Raw genomic sequence first — 17,231 nt, 5'->3', positions numbered from 1 at the left:
TGAAACCTTAATAAAATCATTGACTTACAGAACTACCCCCACGCCAGTGCTCGATCTCCTACCGTCACTTATTGCACCTAAAACAAATCGACCCCATTTTGCGCATTCCGGCAATCCGCTTGGGCGCGGTTATTTGCCAACGACATCCGCAATCAGGCAGCACACAAAACGAGGTCGATTATTTGCCAGTCGTTGGGCTAAGCGCTGGGCGTGCAAGCATCGCACATTTACCGCACCGCAAATTGAGGTGCATAAAAAGTCACTGCCCTCAGCACCGCACAAGCCTTATCCCTTGGCAGGCTGGGGCACAGTGCCCAAACACTGGACACCGCGTATTGATTTGGCTGGCACCTTTGATGAGAAATGGGAACAACAGCGCAACCCGCTCTTGCCAGAAGACTTTAATCCCTTGTATTGGAATGGTGCTCACCCTGATCTGCAACTGGATCAACTCGCGGCAGATGCCTACATCAATTTATACCGAGTTATCCCCAGCTCACGACGTAGCGACCAAACATTATCAATGCGCTTACCTGGCTATGCCTTTACGCTTGAATACCAAGACCTCTATCTGGCCGAACCAGTGCTAGAAGAAATGCGGCTAGACACCGTGCATATTGATGTCACCCTGAACCAACTCACGCTACTCTATCGCGCCAATCTTCCTGAGTTGGATCAACCCGCTTACATACAACTTAGCCAAAAGGACGCAGCATGACAACACCGGAAGGCGCACGACAAAGCGCGAAGTTTGTCGCCGTATGCCTAGACCCAGACTATTGCTGGACGCCATCGGGTAGCGGAAAACGTGTAGTTCCCTACATCATCGCCTGTGATTTATCGCAAAGCGAAAGCTGCTCGCCGGATGTCTTTTTTACCGATGAACCGGTGTTTCTCTACAAAAGTTCTTACGCACCACAAGTAAAAGGTAATGAACCGGCATGTCCTGACGGCGGCAAACTCTCTCAAACTCGCAACGGAATCGTCTGGGTAGAAGAACATGAGGCAACCGTTTTAGTAAACGATATACCAGTAGTGCGCGATGGGGATATGTGCTGGATGAACGGCAAACAATAAAGAAGAGGTAAATAAAATGCCTGATGATAAAAAACCTATTGTATTTACCGATGGTACGGGAATCCAAAATTCCTCCCCAGCATCGCCTGAAGATCTTGCCAAATGGCAGAAACAGCGGACTAGTGAGATTGCAAACCTTAACAGCACAATTAAAATTAATGGAACACTGCAACAATTTAACACTCGGGGCATGATTCATCATGTACCTGGGAAAATGACGGCTGAAGAGCAGAAAAAACGCTACGATGACGCCAAAGCAGCCATTGCAGCCGCACGAAAACACATTCCTAAATTAAGGGATTATGAAGAGTATCTTGAATACTTAAAGACCAATCCATCGAAGTTAAATAAAGTGCTGGCGGAATTAGAAACATCCAATCCTGAAGCGTGGATAAAGCTACAGAAAATCCCTCAGTTTCAATCATTAGGCAAGGGAATGAGTTTAGCTGGTGGCGCTGGCAATACCGCTATCGGCGCAGTGGTTGGTGCACTTGGAAGTTTACTTCAGGGTAAAGCGCCGACGGGCATTCCTACAGCATGGGCAGAGAATACGATAAAAGACATGATGAAGCGCGATGGTTTTGGTACTTATTCCAAAGCCTTGGGAAGTGGCAGTTCTACCTTGCCTGCGCCAAAAGAAGAATACTTTTCTAATTCGCTATATGGTGAGCACCGTAAAGTAGAAGTGCCGAGATTAGAAAAAGAATATGGTAAAGCGGCGGCTGCATCTAAGCTAGCGATCAGGGGTATTACTTCTGCGGTGGGCGTGGCTGTTACCCGCGTTGCTACTCCTTTACTTGACACCGGTATAGCTTTGCTTGATACCGAGAAGCATGGGGCTATTACTGATGCGTCAATTGAATTTAAGTTGCAAGACGCATGGGGAAGTGGCCGCTTAACTGATGATCAATACATAACAGCACACAATTTAATGTCTCAAAGAAAATACAAAGAAATGCAAGATTACTTAAATACGATAGCGGGACACAAATGATGAACTCAATAATGAAAGTGCTACTTCTTTCGTTAATTCTGTGGACACAAATAAGTGACGCGAATGCACATCAAAAAAATGATATCAAAGTATTGAATACCTATATCAAAAATGATCAAGTAAATGAATTACGCACAGCACTTAAATCTGTCAGAAAGATGGCTGTTGATCCCTCGGTTCAGTCTGCCCTAATGATCACAGCAATAGATGCTCGCAACTTGGAAGCTTTGCGTACTTTACTTGATTGGGGAGTAGACGTTAATCTTTCATTATCCTTCACAATCGAAGGAAAGAAGACTGATTTTACTCCGCTCGATTATGCGATTGGAAATAGAAACAATCAAACCATAGTCGAATTGCTTATCAAGAATGGTGCCGATGTGAATAGGCATTATAACGGCGTGCTACTAGCACTTAATTTTGCACTTGCTTCCCACCAGTTTGCGATTGCCAATCTGCTGTTAGATAAAGGAGCAAATTCTGATGTTAATACAAGTGGGTTAAGACCCATTATGGAGCTGGTGTTATCTACTGAAGAATCAGACAGTGCAGAGATGTTGGGGTTACTAGATAAATTAATCTCCAACGGAGCTAACATTAATACACGTGCATTACGAGGTACTACTGCATTAGGGATTGCTGTTATTCGTGAAAAAGTTTATGCCGTCAACGCATTATTGGAGCGTGGTGCCGACCCGAATACCGTAAATGAAAAAGGCGAAACAATGCTTGAATTAGCAACGAAGAGAAAAAATACTGCCATTGCGTCTTTGTTGACTAAATACGGTGCCAGGTGAAATGGTCAACGAAATCAGTGCCCTAGTCATTGTTGATTATTGAATGCAGTCAAATAAAATAATCATGCGACTTTTGATATGCCTAATGTTGATCATCTCATTCAATGCCTACGCTGGACAAAAAACAAGTCTGTTTTGTCGCCAACATAGCCTCCCCCAGATGGCTGCCAACTTGACTGAGCAGCCAATAGCCAAAAAATATTTGGCGCGAAATACCCACATTTTTTTTCTCTTCGCTAGCAGACTTGCACAATCACACATGGAATAATCATGGCAATAACAGCTGCTCGAGTTCTTTGAGGAATTCGTTGTGTCTTTTTTTTGCTTCTTTGATTTTTCTCTCCAAATCGATCAACTCTGCATTCACATCGCTCAGGACAATTTCTTTCTCCGGAGTACCGGTGCTGATATAACGCGAGATATTGAGGTTATATCCTTCCTCTGCGATTCGCTCCATCGAGACTTGCTTGGAATAGCGCTCCTCTTCTTTCCTGAATTGGTAGGTGTCGATGATCTTGGCGATGTGTTCATCCATGAGGCGGTTCTGGCGTTTGCCTTTCTCAAAATTTTCCGGACCGCTGGCGTTGATAAAGAGCACGTTGTTCGGCTTCTTGCACTTCTTCAGTACCAGGATGCAGACCGGGATACCTGTGGAATAGAACAGATTAGCGGGCACCCCTGGCGGGCTTCAATCCCATGTCCAAAGTCAACAACAAGACCGACTCAATAAGGGGCAGCTAAAGCACCCCCTTAGCCGTCAGCTTATCCCCACACTGCAAGCACGACGCTTTGCGCCCTGCAGGAAATCTAAAGACCTGATTAGTAAGCGGCTATGCCGCTTATAGGGGCGCGGTGCGCCCGTTTTTCCGAACCCATTTTTAAACCGTTTTCGTGCTGCCACATTTCAAAAATTCTTGAGCATTGCCCCGGCTAACAGGCAAAACGTTTAGCAGGGCGCGAACACCATACAAGAGGCTTTCGCGGCATAAAGCCGTTCGTGTCCTGCGGCACTCTCTTTTTATTCCGCGTTCCCCTTGCATGGCGTTCTTATGCGTCCTGCTAACCATGCCTTAACGCCGGGACACCACTCAAGAAGCAAATTTTTTAAAAAAAGGAATATGCGCCATGAAAACAAAAATGAATTCAGAAAAACAAAAGCAAGTATCCGCCGAACAAGCATCTAAGAAGCAAATTGAAAACCAAAGGACAAACATCATGACTACCAAAAAACTCAAAATTTCCGAATTTCGCCGTGCTGTTCAGTCTATGGATTGGAGCCGTAACGACCTGGGCGGAGCGACGACAGAGGAATTTATCAGGATGGACGTTAAAACCCGCCTGGGGCGTCATATCGAAGCTGTAACGGCATTAATCCCGCTGGTTCCTGTCCGTTTTGCTGCCGACATCGAGGAAGCGCAAAAATCAATCGGGTATGCCAATAAATGCATTTCACGCTGGGTGGCGAAAGTCGCGGCCAGTCAAGCGCCGAAAGTGGCGCCGGCTCAGATCGTTGCCCCTGTTTTGTACCTGGTGCATTAAGCACCACCCCCCCATTCACTTTTCGGAGATCCCACCATGAACCACTATGAAGCCAAACAAGAAGCCCGCCGCGCCCGTTTTGAAGAACTGGCCAGCCAGGCACAAACGCAAAGCACAATGATTTTCACCAGAACGCAAAAATTAGCTTCCGTTATTCCATTCGGTCAGCCGATTTTGATCGATCACCATTCTGAAGGCCGCGACCGTAATTTTCGCGCAAAAATTCACCGCTCGATGGACAAGGCACACGAACTGAGCAAGACCGCCGCACACTACGAGAGCCGCGCCGCCAGCGTCGGCAGGGGCGGCATCTCTAGCGATGACCCGGACGCACTCGCAAAGCTTCGCGGCCAGCTGGACGGCTTGGAAGCAATGCAAGAGAAAATGAAAAAGACTAATTCTTTGCTGAAAAAAGATGATGTTGCAGGTTTGGCCGCGATCGGCTGGACGCCGGAACAAATCGAAAAACTGAAAACACCTGATTATTCCCGCCGTGTTGGTTTTCCGTCCTATGCCTTGACCAATAACAACGCGAACATGCGCCGTATTAAAGACCGCATCCAGGAGCTCGGAAAGGCCGCTACACGCGCCGATAAAGAAGAACAGGGCGAAGGGTACACGTATCGCGAAGACACCGCCGAGAACCGCGTTATGTTCGAATTTGACGGCAAGCCAGCCGAAGAAGTGCGCAACGTTTTAAAACGCAATGGTTTTAAATGGAGCCCGAACCGTGGCGCTTGGGTGCGCCAGCTGAATAATGCCGGGATTTATGCCGGTGAGCTGGTGCGTAAAATGCTCGATAAGAACATATAAAAAAATACTTGCCCCCCCTAAAAGCCAAACTAAACACCGACCAAACAATCCGCAGCGAGGCGATTTGAGTCTCATCTGGCGTAGCCAGACGCAGCCTGGCTACGCCAGGACAGCGCCGAATGGTGAGATCGCGCCGCAGGACGCGACCTTGCCACTTCTACGGTGCGCCTCAAGCGCATCCGCTCCGTTCGGTCTTTCCTTGTGCGCGAAGCGCAGTCCACTGATTAAAGATAGATTAGTAAAGATTAGCGAGTTGTGGATAACTTATCGAAACCCGCATGGATACTGCCCTTCCGGACGATTTTACATACTTTAAACGCACCTGCTACAACGGTAAGGCGCACCTGCAACAACGGTAAAGCGCACCCGCTGCAACGGCATTTTGCACCCGCTGCAACGGCACTCACGGCCCGCGTCGATGCGGCTTCGCGTTGTTGGCCAAGTGCCGTTGCTGGGTGGCACTACCCTTCTTCTTTATGTGCACCAGGTCATTAATCATTTCGAAGCAGAACTTCTGGCCGTTGGCAACGCTAGCGGCGACGACATCACTAAGCGCGTCTCCGAGCGTTTGCCGGAATCGGCGCAGCTCGCCTTCGCTGCCACAGAGCTTGTGTAGCGTTTCCACCTTCATCGGAAACGGTTTGGCGTGACTGGCGTAGAAGCCATGCAGCCACTGAGCCAGCGGCTTGCCGTCCAGTGCTTGACGCACCGTCCAATCGACCTGCGTGAACTGATCGGCGGCGAACAGGGCGTTGAGCTTAGGATTCAGCCGAATGATGTACTGGCGGGTTTCCTTATCGCGAAATACCTCGTCAATCAAGCTCCCCTCATACCCGTAACGCCCCACCGTCACGTTTAGGCTCGTCGCTTTCATGCGACTTACGCGGCGGTCGAGTGTGTCGCGGTTGATCCCTGTGTCGGTCTTGCCCATCACCTTCAGGAGCTGGTACGCCGTCACGCGGCATTCATCGCCCAGCGCCTGAAGGCGCACGGTGTGCAAAATGGTTTCCCATACATCGAGGTCGCCTTGGTCAAGGCGCGCCCCAGTGTAGACAATGCGGATTCCCTCTTGCGCGTGTATCTCCCTCCGCTCAAGGTAGGCGCGTGCGCCCTTCTTGATCGCACCGAACAAGGCCGACCGTAGCGCTACATTCGGCACACCTCTCGCTACTTCCGGCCAGAAGGGCAACTGCACCACATTCTTGTGTGTGAGCGTACGCGGCAACGGTTCGCGCTCGTCTCGTTGTTTCGCCTTCGTCCACATCTGCTCAACAAACAGCAGCAGGTCAGCCGTTTTTTTCTCAGAGTGAAATTGATTCGGAACGGACATCATTAATGTCCGTGTTGTGCTTGGCTTGCCTTAGTTGGTCGGCCGCGTCGACGTTTCGGTTGTGGCGCGGCATTTATCCCAGCCTGGATCCAATCTGTAACCGTTCCAGGAAGCCATGCCAAGCGCCGTGCGCCAGGCAATTTAAACCAGCGTGGAAGCAGGTGTCCAAATTTTTCAGCATTTCCTGTGTAATGCCTGATGGTGGTTATACTCAGGCCAGTAATTCTAGAGATATCGTCAGAAAAAAGAAGTTGTGGCAGCTGCGAAATTGGTTCAGCCAGATTGGCCTTTTTGATTTCGTCGAGTAGTAATGCTATTTGGCTTTTATTGCTCATTTCATTCCCACATTTAGGTTCGTGGAAACACGTTATCGCCAAAATTTGCGTCAAGCAAATGCGATTCCAATCAAGGCAAAGCGGGAATTTTTATCGGAAAACGACACGATTTAATTAAAAGCGAATACCCTGCTTTTATATCTATATTTTTGTCGAAAAAGGATAATTTTTTAGATTTTTTTTCTTATGCAAATTCAAGAGAATTCTGCTCTTATTGCACGATATGCCGGAAATATTGCTGTAAGTTGCGAGGGGCTGCCAACTTCCAAATAATTCCGATCATCGCAAATATTTTTTGTAAACGTCTCGCGATGACAACAAACACTAATGTTAATCGGAAAAAAAGCCGCCCGTTGTGGGGCGGCTTTTGGGACAAACTTGGGACATCGGTATTGAGCAATTACATCAAATTAACACCAATCACCACCAATGTTTATTTACGTTAAACCCATGATTCATAAGGGTTATTTTCGTTATATTTGGTGGGCCTCCCGTGAGTCGAACACGGTACCAACGGATTAGGCATCCATTGGGTTCACAACAATTGCAATGTAACTCCAGATAATGCTCACCCTGATGGTTTCATTAAAGAAGTGGCGGCGGACGGAACTGAAGGAGACAATCTCGAGGCTAGCCAAGCTTACTGCTACCTGTGGCAATAACGTTGGTATTTGCTTTTTAATACGCTGCATCGGCTGCCACTAAGGAGCCGCTGCAGTTTCTTTATCAGCGAGGAGAAGTCTCATTAATGGTCAATCGAGTTTACTGGAATCATTCAGCTAAATCCTCAAGATAATTTAGTGTTCTTGCCACTTTCAAAAAAATTTTGTGAAAATTTCTACTTGTACTTTATTGATGTTAAGCGGCGTTGGACTTTGCGCCATCTTCTACTTTTCCGGAGCACTTGATCTCGTTGCATCAAATAAATTAGAAGAGAAAGAAAATAAACCGATTTCCAGCAATAGTCGACCCGGGATAAATAATTGGGGTGTATCTCCATTCGTATTGGGTGGGCCAGTAAAATCTGATACTCAAGTCACAGACAAAAACATACCTAATGTTATTTACGGGCGTAATGGAAGAGCTGTAGACTTTGGCGGACTCACCGCCAGTGATTTTATTTCTAAATGGAGCTCCCTTGCGCGAGCCGGAAACCAGGAAGCGGCATACCATGTGTATCAGGCTGAATCCGTTTGTGCCAATAACGATGACGCAATTGCTAAATTCGAGAATGCGGCTGATCGGGAACAATTTTTACGTGAACGAGAAGACTTGCAAAAAATATGTAAAGGCGTTACTCCAGCCCAAGTGCGCGAACGATTATATTTTTTATCCATGGCAGCGCGAGGCGGTAACGTTAAAGCGCAGATAGATTTCTACATGGAGGGACCATACGGCAAATCAATTGATTTGATTGCTAACCGTGATGATCCTATTGTGCAGCAATGGAAAGAGGGAGCCGTTTCGAATCTAGTGGCAGCGGCTCAACAAGGCGAACCATTCGCTATGGCGTTATTGGCACAAGTATATCTTGCTGGAGAATTGCTTCCGAGAGATACAAAGATGTCACTTACCTATACTGTTGCCGATGCAATCGTACGTAATGTAAATATATCCGAAGACCAGTTGCGCAGAAGATTTGGTCCACAAATGTCTGCCGCAGACTTTGAAACTGCGCTACAGGCAGGGAAATACATGGCAAACGAGTGTTGTAAAAAGTAATTCGATTCTCAAAAATCAGTTTAGGCAGTGTTAAGATTTAAGTGCGACAAGAAACTTTAGTGGCTCTCGGATGTTACATTTACGTGCATATCTTTATGATTGGCTTGGGCGAAAGAAGCGAGGAATTGCCTCATCCTATAGTTAGCTGATGATATTTTGTAAGGCATTATTTTCGGCTAAATCAATGGTGTATTGAGTACGGCCCAGCGTGCAGCGCTAACGCCTTTTTCAAGGCTAATACGGCTTACAATCTGTTCTAGGTGGAAATGATTGTTCGGAGAAGTAATGAGCTCTGCCCGCACTTCCAATTGTCCTGCGGCAGGTAGATCCTCGCTATGTAATGACTGGATCATCAATTGTGGCATACCATTTAACATGTGCAATATCAAGGTTCGCACATGTACTTCGTCTTCTGCGCGGCAGACAATAGTGACCTTGTAAAGCTGGTCGATTTCGATGGCACTCTGTAAGCCCTGGCTGTTAATTAACTGAGCGAACCGTCTGAGTAACACGTTGGCACCTAAAATCGCTGCTGCGCCAATCGATCCTTCGAGCAGATAACCCAAACCGGTCAAAACACCCACTGCTGCCGAGCACCATAGCGTTGCCGCCGTGTTAAGGCCGCGCACATTCAATCCCTCTCGCATAATGACACCAGCACCGAGAAATCCAATTCCAGAAACGACTTGCGCCGCAATCCGCGCGTGCCCTTGCGGATCTCCTGAAAACTCTGACACCGTCACGAATAAACAAGCGCCGGCAGCAACCAACGCATTAGTGCGGAGACCTGCCATTCGCTGCCTGATTTGTCGCTCAGCTCCAATGAGCGAACCTAATATCAGAGCAAGAAAAACCCGAAGAGTAAAAATATGCCAATCCACTACAATCCCCTTGCAAGGTGAAACATACTCCCACTTTGTAGTATGCGACATCGACGTCGTTGCCCATGCCAAGTAGATCGGCGGAGCAGACAGGTCTAATAAAGTTTTGGATGGGGACGTTACTAAGGCGATAAAGATCGCCGAGGCACCTCAGTCTGCGCATGCGCAAACTGGAGCAGAGAAGAGCGTCTACTTGGTGTTTGCGTGTATCACAGGGCAGAAAGCCCATCTACGTAAATAACTACCACTACTGTCCAAGATAGGACTCCTATATGATGCGATGGGACGGATTGTAATTTCGCGTTGACTCAGATGTCAAGTAAAAAAACCATCAAAATAAAGTCATTTTATGACTAAAATATTTTGGTAACGCTATACGCGAGAAGCCCGTATTAATGTCTCAGTTTGAGCTCCATTTAATGCTCAACCGGCTGAACAAACGCCCACTTTACGCATTAAATATTGACGAGGCTCTGAGTTATGTGACCCAAATCCAATCGCGATTTACTTACTTATCTAAGAAAGCAGTCTATGAGCGTCAGTAGCAAGATCAACTATCAATAATCTTTTTATTCTCATCCATTAAATGAATACGTTAAAAAAATACAAGGAAGTGTTTAACCATATAAACTTAGCTACTAGAATAGGCTATGGCAGGAAAAGATAAAAATGAGTACACACACATCACATCCAGATATTATTAAACGCCTAAAGCGCGCCAACGGACATTTAAAAAGCATTATTGAAATGTTAGAAGAGGATCGCGATTGCCTCGAAATTGCACAGCAATTGCAAGCGGTGGAAAAAGCAATCACCAATGCAAAAAAAAAGTTTGTACATGATCACATCGATCATTGTCTTCAAATCGCGGCTAACTCAAAGTCGCATAACGCGGCAGATACTGTTCGGGAATTTAAAGAAATTACGAAATATTTGTAGAGCTTAAAAAGTAGCTTGACATTGGCAATAAGTCAGGAGCATTATTGCGGCACTTTATTTTGATAAGGCATTACCTTGGACCACTACAGTAGCGGCACTGCTTCGATAGCGCACTAAATTTACCAGACTCCTTCCATTTTATGGCCGTAGCTTGGTTAAATGACCAGATTATGCGCATCTTGCAGTTCCCCAATTAATTCGCAACTAGCGTTATTCCTAACGACTCGAAATTTTTTCGTCGTCTCGTAATTAATGCGCACTATTTTATTAGTACTCTGGCATAAAAACATAGGATTGTTTTTTCGCGCCCGAGTATCTACAGACGAATTTTGCCGTGGATATGGCAAAGAGAGCCGCTTGTACGAAACTGCAAGTGTTGATGCACGAACCGGAGATTATCTCTTGCCTGACGACCCCAGTTGTAGAACTTTAAAACGATTACTTTTTATTCAAATCGCGTTTTGGAGCAATCAGTATGATTGTGAATTGGTAAGCACGAGAGAGTGCCGCATTCACTAATCAACCACTGCTCTACGCACGCCTACCTATTAGGATCAGTATCATGAACTTCGGACTTCTCGTATCTAATCTGCCAGTTATTTATCCTCACAACGCGTTGGCTATTCCAGAGACCCCATTGCCAAGCAAATTCACGATTGTGGCGACGCAATTAACTCGGATAGCGGCATCTACTGCAGCATACTTTTGTGTCAAATAAAGTAACTTATTGCAAGTGAGGCATCTCACCTGATCCTTTGTGCATAAGCTCGGGTGATTTAATCACAAAGTCTCACCCTATATTGGAAAGGATATTCATCATGACATTCCATTTTTTTAAATTATTTTCTAAACGACTATATCCAGATCCAACAGACGCCATCCTCACTCACTCTGAACAAAAAATGTTATACGAGATCGTTACTTTTTGCAGAACAGAAAATGCGTCTGATGTGGAAGCACTGATGAAACAATATGTACCCCAAATAAAAGCTGGAGTGCAAACGTTCGAAATAGAACCCGAAGTACATGGCGTACTAACCCGTATCGTGATTCAGCTATGGTGCACAGTTCCTGAGCGCGCGATTCTGGTTAGCTTAGTCAGTCGACTTGGACTGGAAAAAAGTGTACGTAGTGTTCTATGGAAAGGTGTTCCTCCCGTCGCACTATTTAAACGATGACATCTTATCTTAGCTGATTAATCGTCGTTCTTTAATCGTCATTTTTCATTCCGTTTAAATTTTTTTTAACTAAATCGTATCCTCCAGCATAGGATATTATTTATACGATTTAAAAGTATTGACACATTAAATTTCGCAGTTTATAGTCGCGTTGTTTTCATTTTATGGAGTCCCTTCATGGGCACTTGTTCCGATTGTTGTAGTTGCCAAATTCTTGATTTGGCTCTGTCCCGGTAAGATCGGCAAGAACTCCTTTGCCATCGTCTTGCTGTAGGCAGACGGTGGTATCTCAAAGATGATATTCATTCATCTCTCTGTTTATCCCACTACTTGAATTAACTGTAAATTTTTCGCTTTATATGCCCCTATACCAATGGGCTATGTAACCGATTTATTTATATAGTTTTGCTTTGAGAATTCACAAGCAGATTTTTCTGCTTGCGTCATGCAATTGCGTCTACGGTCGCAGGTGCAGTATCGGGCAACGAGAACATCTTGTTGATGTTGGGCTCTTTGTGTTTACAGAACTTCTGCACAAATCACTTAAGCATGTCGTCGTAGCGATTTTTGCAGAGGACGATCCACCCCAAGGAGTTACCAATGCACCAAAATAAAATTAAATTTTTGATCAGTTTTTTGCTCGTTAGGCTGTTGAGTTTGCCTTTGATTGTTCAAGCACAAGAACCGATTTCCTCAGAGCCAATTGTACAAACTATTTCTGAAGAAATATGGAATGCTAAATTTCAGGCCACTTATCTTTGGCAAAGAAAGCAGTCTTTCAGCGCACTGTATAGCGGAACTAACAGTTTGGGTACTGACCCTGAGCATGCGTATTCATTGACCGCAACCGCCTTTCTCGGTTACCGCCCTTGGAAAGGTGCAGAGCTGTATCTCAATCCAGAAATGATACAAGCCGTGCCGTTTTCTGAACTACACGGTTTAGGCGGATTGACCAATAGTGAGCAGCAAAAAACTAGTGGTCCTAACCCTAAATTTTATCGAGCTCGTGCCTATCTAAAGCAAACCTTTGGATTCGATGGTGGTAGTGACCCAGTCGAGTCTGCGCCGAACCAATTGGCTGGAATGGTAGATAAACGTCGTCTTGTGGTAACGGTAGGTAACCTTGGCGTTATCGACCTTTTCGATAACAATGCTTATTCACATGATCCACGGACACAATTTACAAACTGGTCTTTCTTAACACACGGCGCTTATGACTATGCAGCTGACGCACGTGGTTATACCTCCGGATTTACTACGGAACTTTATTATGATGACTGGGCATTGCGCGTAGGTAGATTCATGGGGCCGGCAGAGTCGAATGGTCTGCCGTTGGATACTCGCATCATGAAGCATCACGGGGATCAAATTGAGATAGAGCGTAGCCATACAATCAATGATATGGCAGGTAAAGTTCGATTGATGGCATTTCGTAATAAAGAGATCATGGGCAATTACGAGGATGCAATCGTTTATGCGCAAGTCAATGGCAGCGTTCCCGATGTTTCTAGTGTCCGACGCGAAAATTTTAAAATCGGTTATGGCCTTAGTCTCGAGCAAAGTCTGAGATCTGATATCGGTGTATTCGCGCGCGCTAGTTGGGCTGATGGTAAATCCGAAACTTATTCTTTCACAGAGATAGAACGATCCATTACCGCTGGCCTATTAGTCAAAGGTGATCGTTGGGAACGGCCCAAAGATAGTGCCGGTATCGCGGTTGCGCAGAACGGATTGAGTGGAATACATCAAAAATATTTATCTTTAGGTGGCCTTGGAGCCTTTATCGGCGACGGTCAACTTAACTATCAGCCAGAGCGCATTATCGAAACCTTTTATAACGCCAACTTGTACAAAGCTACTTGGCTTGCCGCTGGCTATCAACGCATCGTAAATCCTGCATATAACGGCGATCGTGGACCAGTGAATGTTCTGATGTTACGACTACATACCGAATTCTGAGGAGGAGAATTATGTCAACTAATACGACAGCAAGAAAAATTATGACCCAAACCTCGGCCGTGCTTGACGAGGCGCATATCGGAGATATTCATGGCGCTTTCGGGTCAATTGGTGCCAATGACAATGCGCCACGTAACACCTGGTGGCGCAAATTTAAAACTTTGTTAGCCATCATAGGACCTGGCTTGATTGTGATGGTTGGCGACAATGATGCCGGGGCGTTTGGTACTTACACGCAGGCGGGACAAAACTACGGCACCACCTTATTGTGGACGCTGTTGATGCTGGTGCCAGTCCTATATATCAATCAGGAGATGGTATTACGCCTTGGTGCAGTCACCGGCGTAGGTCATGCGCGCTTAATTTTTGAACGATTCGGGAAATTCTGGGGCGCCTTTAGCGTGATTGACTTGTTCATATTAAATGCGTTGACGATTGTGACCGAATTTATTGGCATCAGTCTTGGCTTGGACTATTTGGGCGTATCCAAAGTATGGGGTATCGCCGCTGCTGCCTTGGTCATTATGGCGACTGCTACCACCGGAAGCTTTCGTAGTTTTGAGCGCTTTGCGATGTTACTGGTGATGGGTAGTTTGTTGTTAGTACCGGTCGCATTCATGATCCATCCTCCAATTACACAAATCGCCCATGACTTTTTTATACCTGGCATGCCCTCTCATAGCAAGTTGAGTGAGGTTATGTTGCTGATCATTGCAATTGTCGGCACCACCGTCGCGCCATGGCAACTGTTTTTTCAACAGAGTTATGTAATCGATAAACGTATTACACCGCGTTTTATCAAATACGAGCGTATTGATCTGTGGCTTGGCATCTTAATAGTGATTATTGGTGCGGTAGCGATGATGGCGTTTTGTGCCCACGCTTTTGATGGTAAGCCAGAGTTTGGAAATTTTGTCGATGCGGGTACCGTAGCGACAGGAATTGAAAAATACTTTGGACGAGTTCCGGGGATCTTGTTTGCCGTGGCATTAATTGACGCCAGTGTTATCGGTGCGTCTGCAGTATCGCTATCGACTGCATATGCACTAGGCGATGTTTTATCACTCAAGCATTCTCTTCATCGTAAGGCAAGTGATGCAAAAGGATTTTATGCGGTGTATTGCGCCTTGATTGCCATTGCGGCGGCGTTGGTATTAACGCCAGGAGTCCCTTTGGGACTACTAACGAATCTAGTACAAACTTTAGCTGGTGTTCTATTGCCTAGCGCTACGGTATTTCTACTTTTACTTTGTAATGATAAAGACGTTCTCGGTCCATGGGTAAATTCGAAACTTATCAACTATTTTGCGGGTGCTGTCGTCGCGGTATTAGTGATGATGTCCATTATCCTGACCGCCTCAGTTCTATTTCCAGATATTACTGAAGCGCAAATTTTGTGGATATTAGTTGGCGGCGTTGCAGCTACTATTTTGTCGGTAGCAGGGAGCAACCTGTATGAAGCTAGAAAAGGACAAAGCAAGATCATCCAGGTGACAATAGATCGTTCACTTCGGGATACCTGGCGCATGCCGCCAGTGGCACAACTGCCAGCAGCACAAATCAGCTTGCTCAGCAAAGTCTGGATGATCGTATTGCGTGGCTATTTGGTGGCGGCAGGAGGAATGTTGATTTTTAAAATGATACTGCTCACCTTTGGGCAATCTACCTGAGTATAAAAATCAACACTTATCCTTAACGCTCCACTGTAATGTTATTGCAGTGGAGCGTTACATAATCTTCGCGTGGATTAATAGTTATATTCTACTCATCTCAGTAGCAAACGATTGCAAATTTAGTTTAGCAAATTTGTGTGTCTATATCCATTTTGCATCGTATAAACTATCGCAAGAGCACTTTATGTATAATTTTTTAATTCAGATTTGCACTGATAACTTCCCGAATTTATTATTTATTAGTATCTCCATCCTATTGGGTGCTCTACATGGTCTCCATTTTATTTTAGGGGAAAAGGAGGCAAATACATGGGTGATGAACGCGATACTAGATATTCCTGAGCAACCAATTTCAATAACACTAATTAAAATTTTTCAATCGAGTTTTATAGGCTTGACCGTGTTGTCACTCATAGGTATGGCTCAACTTCTACCCGATGTAATGACCAAGTTTTCTGTTCAACTAGGATCCGCCATTTTAATAATTGGGTTTGGTATTTGGATCATTGTATTTAACCGCCAGCGGCTCAAACTAGTATCCCAAGAATATCTTCAGGAGAACGTCTATCCTCTTGAAAAGTGTAAGATTGAGATTAGGAGAATTGACACAGGGCATGGTGTCGTACGATTCGACGTCATGGAAATGAGCCATACAGTACGCTTTCGTCTTTTCTCTGAATCAGCAGACGAACACATATGGGCAGCAGAAGAAATTAGTGTAGAGGTAAGCCGTGGAAATGAGCTTAATCAAATTTTTGGCTTCGTTCAGTGCGATGGTTTTCTTGAGTCGGTTCAAGAAATTCTTCCACCCTACAGATTTGTCGCCAAGCTATCATTATCACATTTGCATCATACTCATGTCTTCGAAGTCCCTTTTTTCAAACATAATTCATTGATAGATAGCGAAAAAAATTCTGACGCACAGAAGACCAAACACAAACAAAGTTTAGTTGAAACTAACACGGTATTAACTCAAACTAAGGCTAATGTGATCACCTACTCTCAATTTACCTCACTCGCGTTAACTCGTCCAATGCTTCCCCGAAGTTTGCTGATAGCGTTCATGCTGATGAGTTTAGAAATCAAGACGTTTTTATTTGGTACCAGTCTTGTTTTATGTATGCTCTTAAGTAGCATGCTAATGACACTTTTATCAAAAGCATTATCGGTAGTCAGAGATGCAAAAAGCGAATACAGACTTTCGATCAGATATGCGCGATTTGAAACGAAAATTTCCCATCTATGTGCTTTTTTGATGATACTTCTAGGCCTCAGCGCTAGTGTAAAAAGCTTACAAATTCGGTACGACCAACCTAATACGCGGGAACAGTTTAATACCTCTGTCTATTTAGAAAACGATGATTATTGCTTGTAGCGAAATTAATAGACCTATCGCATTATTGGTTAGAAATGAAAAATTCTGCTGAAAGTAATATCTCCCTAAAACTGTAAGAATTTCCACCGAAAAGCATAAAACTAATCAGCCAACATTTTCATTTCATCGCAATCGACCGTAGCTTGTATCGGCAGCGAATCGTCCGGTAAGAGTTATTGAAAAATCGTTTTAAAAAATATAAATTCGGGGAGATTTTGTTACAAGTAATAATTTTCTGTCCGACGCAACGTTAATTTTACGTCACCTTAGTAGAATGAGCCTCCGCGGAAACTCAATTTCTTGGAGGAGCACTGAAACGACATTCAGCAGTTTCAGCCTTATTCTTGGCATTAGACTATCAATCCAAGCGCGCATTTCTCTGCGTCGCCGCCATAGAAATCCTACCGAAGATAGACGTACTTTCGGCGTTTTGCCCTAACCATTGCGAGCCTACTAGCCAATAGCAATCCATATGGGTTGTACGTTTAGCTTTGATACAAATAATTACTTTGTGTTACATTTATGTATGCGTCCGACAGTCCCACCTAGACGATCAGCAAACAACCGATTTTGCCCGCAGCGGCAACAATTCATCAATACGATTATTTTTACAGGTAGG

15 protein-coding genes and 1 pseudogene are annotated in these 17,231 nt (G+C 45.1%); 12 read left to right on the top strand and 4 right to left on the bottom strand.

The features are described 5' to 3' along the window. The 4 genes from AAKU64_RS20205 to AAKU64_RS20190 form a co-directional block, all read left to right on the top strand. Window positions 1-718: DUF2169 domain-containing protein (locus AAKU64_RS20205; protein ID WP_354362826.1), on the top strand; the 718-nt coding region annotated here is incomplete at its 5' end. Continuing rightward, a complete protein-coding gene (locus tag AAKU64_RS20200) occupies window positions 715-1,077 on the top strand; it encodes a PAAR-like domain-containing protein (RefSeq protein WP_354335456.1) in 363 nt (120 codons plus the stop codon). The genes AAKU64_RS20205 and AAKU64_RS20200, both read left to right, overlap by 4 nt. Window positions 1,078-1,093: 16 nt before the next feature. Next, a complete protein-coding gene (locus AAKU64_RS20195; protein WP_354335458.1) occupies window positions 1,094-2,071 on the top strand; it encodes a hypothetical protein in 978 nt (325 codons plus the stop codon). Next, window positions 2,071-2,868: an ankyrin repeat domain-containing protein gene (locus AAKU64_RS20190; RefSeq protein ID WP_354335460.1), complete on the top strand. Its 798-nt coding sequence runs from the start codon at window positions 2,071-2,073 to the stop codon at window positions 2,866-2,868. The genes AAKU64_RS20195 and AAKU64_RS20190 overlap by 1 nt, the downstream gene beginning before the upstream one ends. Before the next feature lie 268 nt (window positions 2,869-3,136). Here the strand turns inward: AAKU64_RS20190 and AAKU64_RS20185 are convergent. Further along, window positions 3,137-3,547, bottom strand: a pseudogene (locus AAKU64_RS20185) (N-6 DNA methylase); the annotation flags it as partial. A 446-nt stretch (window positions 3,548-3,993) separates the two neighbouring features. On the opposite strand from AAKU64_RS20185, the gene AAKU64_RS20180 reads away from it, so the two are divergent. Further along, a complete protein-coding gene (locus AAKU64_RS20180) occupies window positions 3,994-4,407 on the top strand; it encodes a hypothetical protein (RefSeq protein ID WP_354362825.1) in 414 nt (137 codons plus the stop codon). A gap of 36 nt (window positions 4,408-4,443) precedes the next feature. Continuing rightward, window positions 4,444-5,220, top strand: coding sequence for a DUF3560 domain-containing protein (locus AAKU64_RS20175; protein WP_354362824.1), 777 nt, complete (start codon window positions 4,444-4,446; stop codon window positions 5,218-5,220). 403 nt (window positions 5,221-5,623) lie between these two features. Here AAKU64_RS20175 and trfA read toward each other — a convergent pair whose 3' ends face one another. Together trfA and AAKU64_RS20165 are read right to left on the bottom strand one after the other, a co-directional pair. Next, a complete protein-coding gene (gene trfA, locus AAKU64_RS20170) occupies window positions 5,624-6,550 on the bottom strand; it encodes a plasmid replication initiator TrfA (RefSeq protein ID WP_354362823.1) in 927 nt (308 codons plus the stop codon). Between the two features lie 2 nt (window positions 6,551-6,552). Beyond that, complete coding sequence (locus AAKU64_RS20165; RefSeq protein WP_354362822.1) at window positions 6,553-6,885, bottom strand: helix-turn-helix transcriptional regulator; 333 nt, start codon at window positions 6,883-6,885, stop codon at window positions 6,553-6,555. Between the two features lie 828 nt (window positions 6,886-7,713). On the opposite strand from AAKU64_RS20165, the gene AAKU64_RS20160 reads away from it, so the two are divergent. Then, window positions 7,714-8,607 carry an SEL1-like repeat protein gene (locus AAKU64_RS20160; protein ID WP_354362821.1) on the top strand — a complete coding sequence of 298 codons (894 nt, stop codon included), beginning with the start codon at window positions 7,714-7,716 and terminating at the stop codon, window positions 8,605-8,607. Between the two features lie 176 nt (window positions 8,608-8,783). On the opposite strand, the gene AAKU64_RS20155 is transcribed toward AAKU64_RS20160, so the two are convergent. After that, window positions 8,784-9,539 carry an MgtC/SapB family protein gene (locus AAKU64_RS20155; RefSeq protein ID WP_503012720.1) on the bottom strand — a complete coding sequence of 252 codons (756 nt, stop codon included), beginning with the start codon at window positions 9,537-9,539 and terminating at the stop codon, window positions 8,784-8,786. A 618-nt stretch (window positions 9,540-10,157) separates the two neighbouring features. Between AAKU64_RS20155 and AAKU64_RS20150 the strand changes: the two genes are divergently transcribed. The 5 genes from AAKU64_RS20150 (at window position 10,158) to AAKU64_RS20130 (ending at window position 16,612) form a co-directional block, all read left to right on the top strand. Beyond that, the gene (locus AAKU64_RS20150; RefSeq protein ID WP_354334754.1) at window positions 10,158-10,427 is read left to right on the top strand and encodes a metal-sensing transcriptional repressor; all 270 of its coding nucleotides are present in this window, start codon (window positions 10,158-10,160) and stop codon (window positions 10,425-10,427) included. 818 nt (window positions 10,428-11,245) lie between these two features. After that, complete coding sequence (locus tag AAKU64_RS20145; protein ID WP_354334756.1) at window positions 11,246-11,605, top strand: hypothetical protein; 360 nt, start codon at window positions 11,246-11,248, stop codon at window positions 11,603-11,605. A 600-nt stretch (window positions 11,606-12,205) separates the two neighbouring features. Beyond that, complete coding sequence (locus tag AAKU64_RS20140; protein ID WP_354362819.1) at window positions 12,206-13,564, top strand: carbohydrate porin; 1,359 nt, start codon at window positions 12,206-12,208, stop codon at window positions 13,562-13,564. Between the two features lie 11 nt (window positions 13,565-13,575). Continuing rightward, window positions 13,576-15,234: an NRAMP family divalent metal transporter gene (locus tag AAKU64_RS20135; RefSeq protein ID WP_354362817.1), complete on the top strand. Its 1,659-nt coding sequence runs from the start codon at window positions 13,576-13,578 to the stop codon at window positions 15,232-15,234. 187 nt (window positions 15,235-15,421) lie between these two features. Further along, window positions 15,422-16,612 carry a hypothetical protein gene (locus AAKU64_RS20130; protein WP_354362816.1) on the top strand — a complete coding sequence of 397 codons (1,191 nt, stop codon included), beginning with the start codon at window positions 15,422-15,424 and terminating at the stop codon, window positions 16,610-16,612. The last annotated feature ends 619 nt before the right edge of the window (window positions 16,613-17,231 follow it).

It is taken from the genome of Undibacterium sp. GrIS 1.8, from assembly GCF_040544445.1.
Lineage (GTDB): Bacteria > Pseudomonadota > Gammaproteobacteria > Burkholderiales > Burkholderiaceae_D > Undibacterium.
The sequence above is the reverse complement of the archived record's forward strand: the minus strand, read 5'-3'. Positions and strand labels throughout refer to the sequence as shown.

Excerpts from the sequence above, each read along its gene's own strand:
- AAKU64_RS20200 (WP_354335456.1), top strand. The coding sequence starts at position 715 with ATGACAACACCGGAAGGCGCACGACAAAGCGCGAAGTTTGTCGCCGTA.
- AAKU64_RS20195 (WP_354335458.1), top strand. The coding sequence starts at position 1,094 with ATGCCTGATGATAAAAAACCTATTGTATTTACCGATGGTACGGGAATC.
- AAKU64_RS20190 (WP_354335460.1), top strand. The coding sequence starts at position 2,071 with ATGAACTCAATAATGAAAGTGCTACTTCTTTCGTTAATTCTGTGGACA.
- AAKU64_RS20180 (WP_354362825.1), top strand. The coding sequence starts at position 3,994 with ATGAAAACAAAAATGAATTCAGAAAAACAAAAGCAAGTATCCGCCGAA.
- AAKU64_RS20175 (WP_354362824.1), top strand. The coding sequence starts at position 4,444 with ATGAACCACTATGAAGCCAAACAAGAAGCCCGCCGCGCCCGTTTTGAA.
- trfA (WP_354362823.1), bottom strand. The coding sequence starts at position 6,550 with ATGTCCGTTCCGAATCAATTTCACTCTGAGAAAAAAACGGCTGACCTG.
- AAKU64_RS20165 (WP_354362822.1), bottom strand. The coding sequence starts at position 6,885 with ATGAGCAATAAAAGCCAAATAGCATTACTACTCGACGAAATCAAAAAG.
- AAKU64_RS20155 (WP_503012720.1), bottom strand. The coding sequence starts at position 9,539 with ATGTCGCATACTACAAAGTGGGAGTATGTTTCACCTTGCAAGGGGATT.
- AAKU64_RS20150 (WP_354334754.1), top strand. The coding sequence starts at position 10,158 with ATGAGTACACACACATCACATCCAGATATTATTAAACGCCTAAAGCGC.
- AAKU64_RS20145 (WP_354334756.1), top strand. The coding sequence starts at position 11,246 with ATGACATTCCATTTTTTTAAATTATTTTCTAAACGACTATATCCAGAT.
- AAKU64_RS20140 (WP_354362819.1), top strand. The coding sequence starts at position 12,206 with ATGCACCAAAATAAAATTAAATTTTTGATCAGTTTTTTGCTCGTTAGG.
- AAKU64_RS20135 (WP_354362817.1), top strand. The coding sequence starts at position 13,576 with ATGTCAACTAATACGACAGCAAGAAAAATTATGACCCAAACCTCGGCC.
- AAKU64_RS20130 (WP_354362816.1), top strand. The coding sequence starts at position 15,422 with ATGTATAATTTTTTAATTCAGATTTGCACTGATAACTTCCCGAATTTA.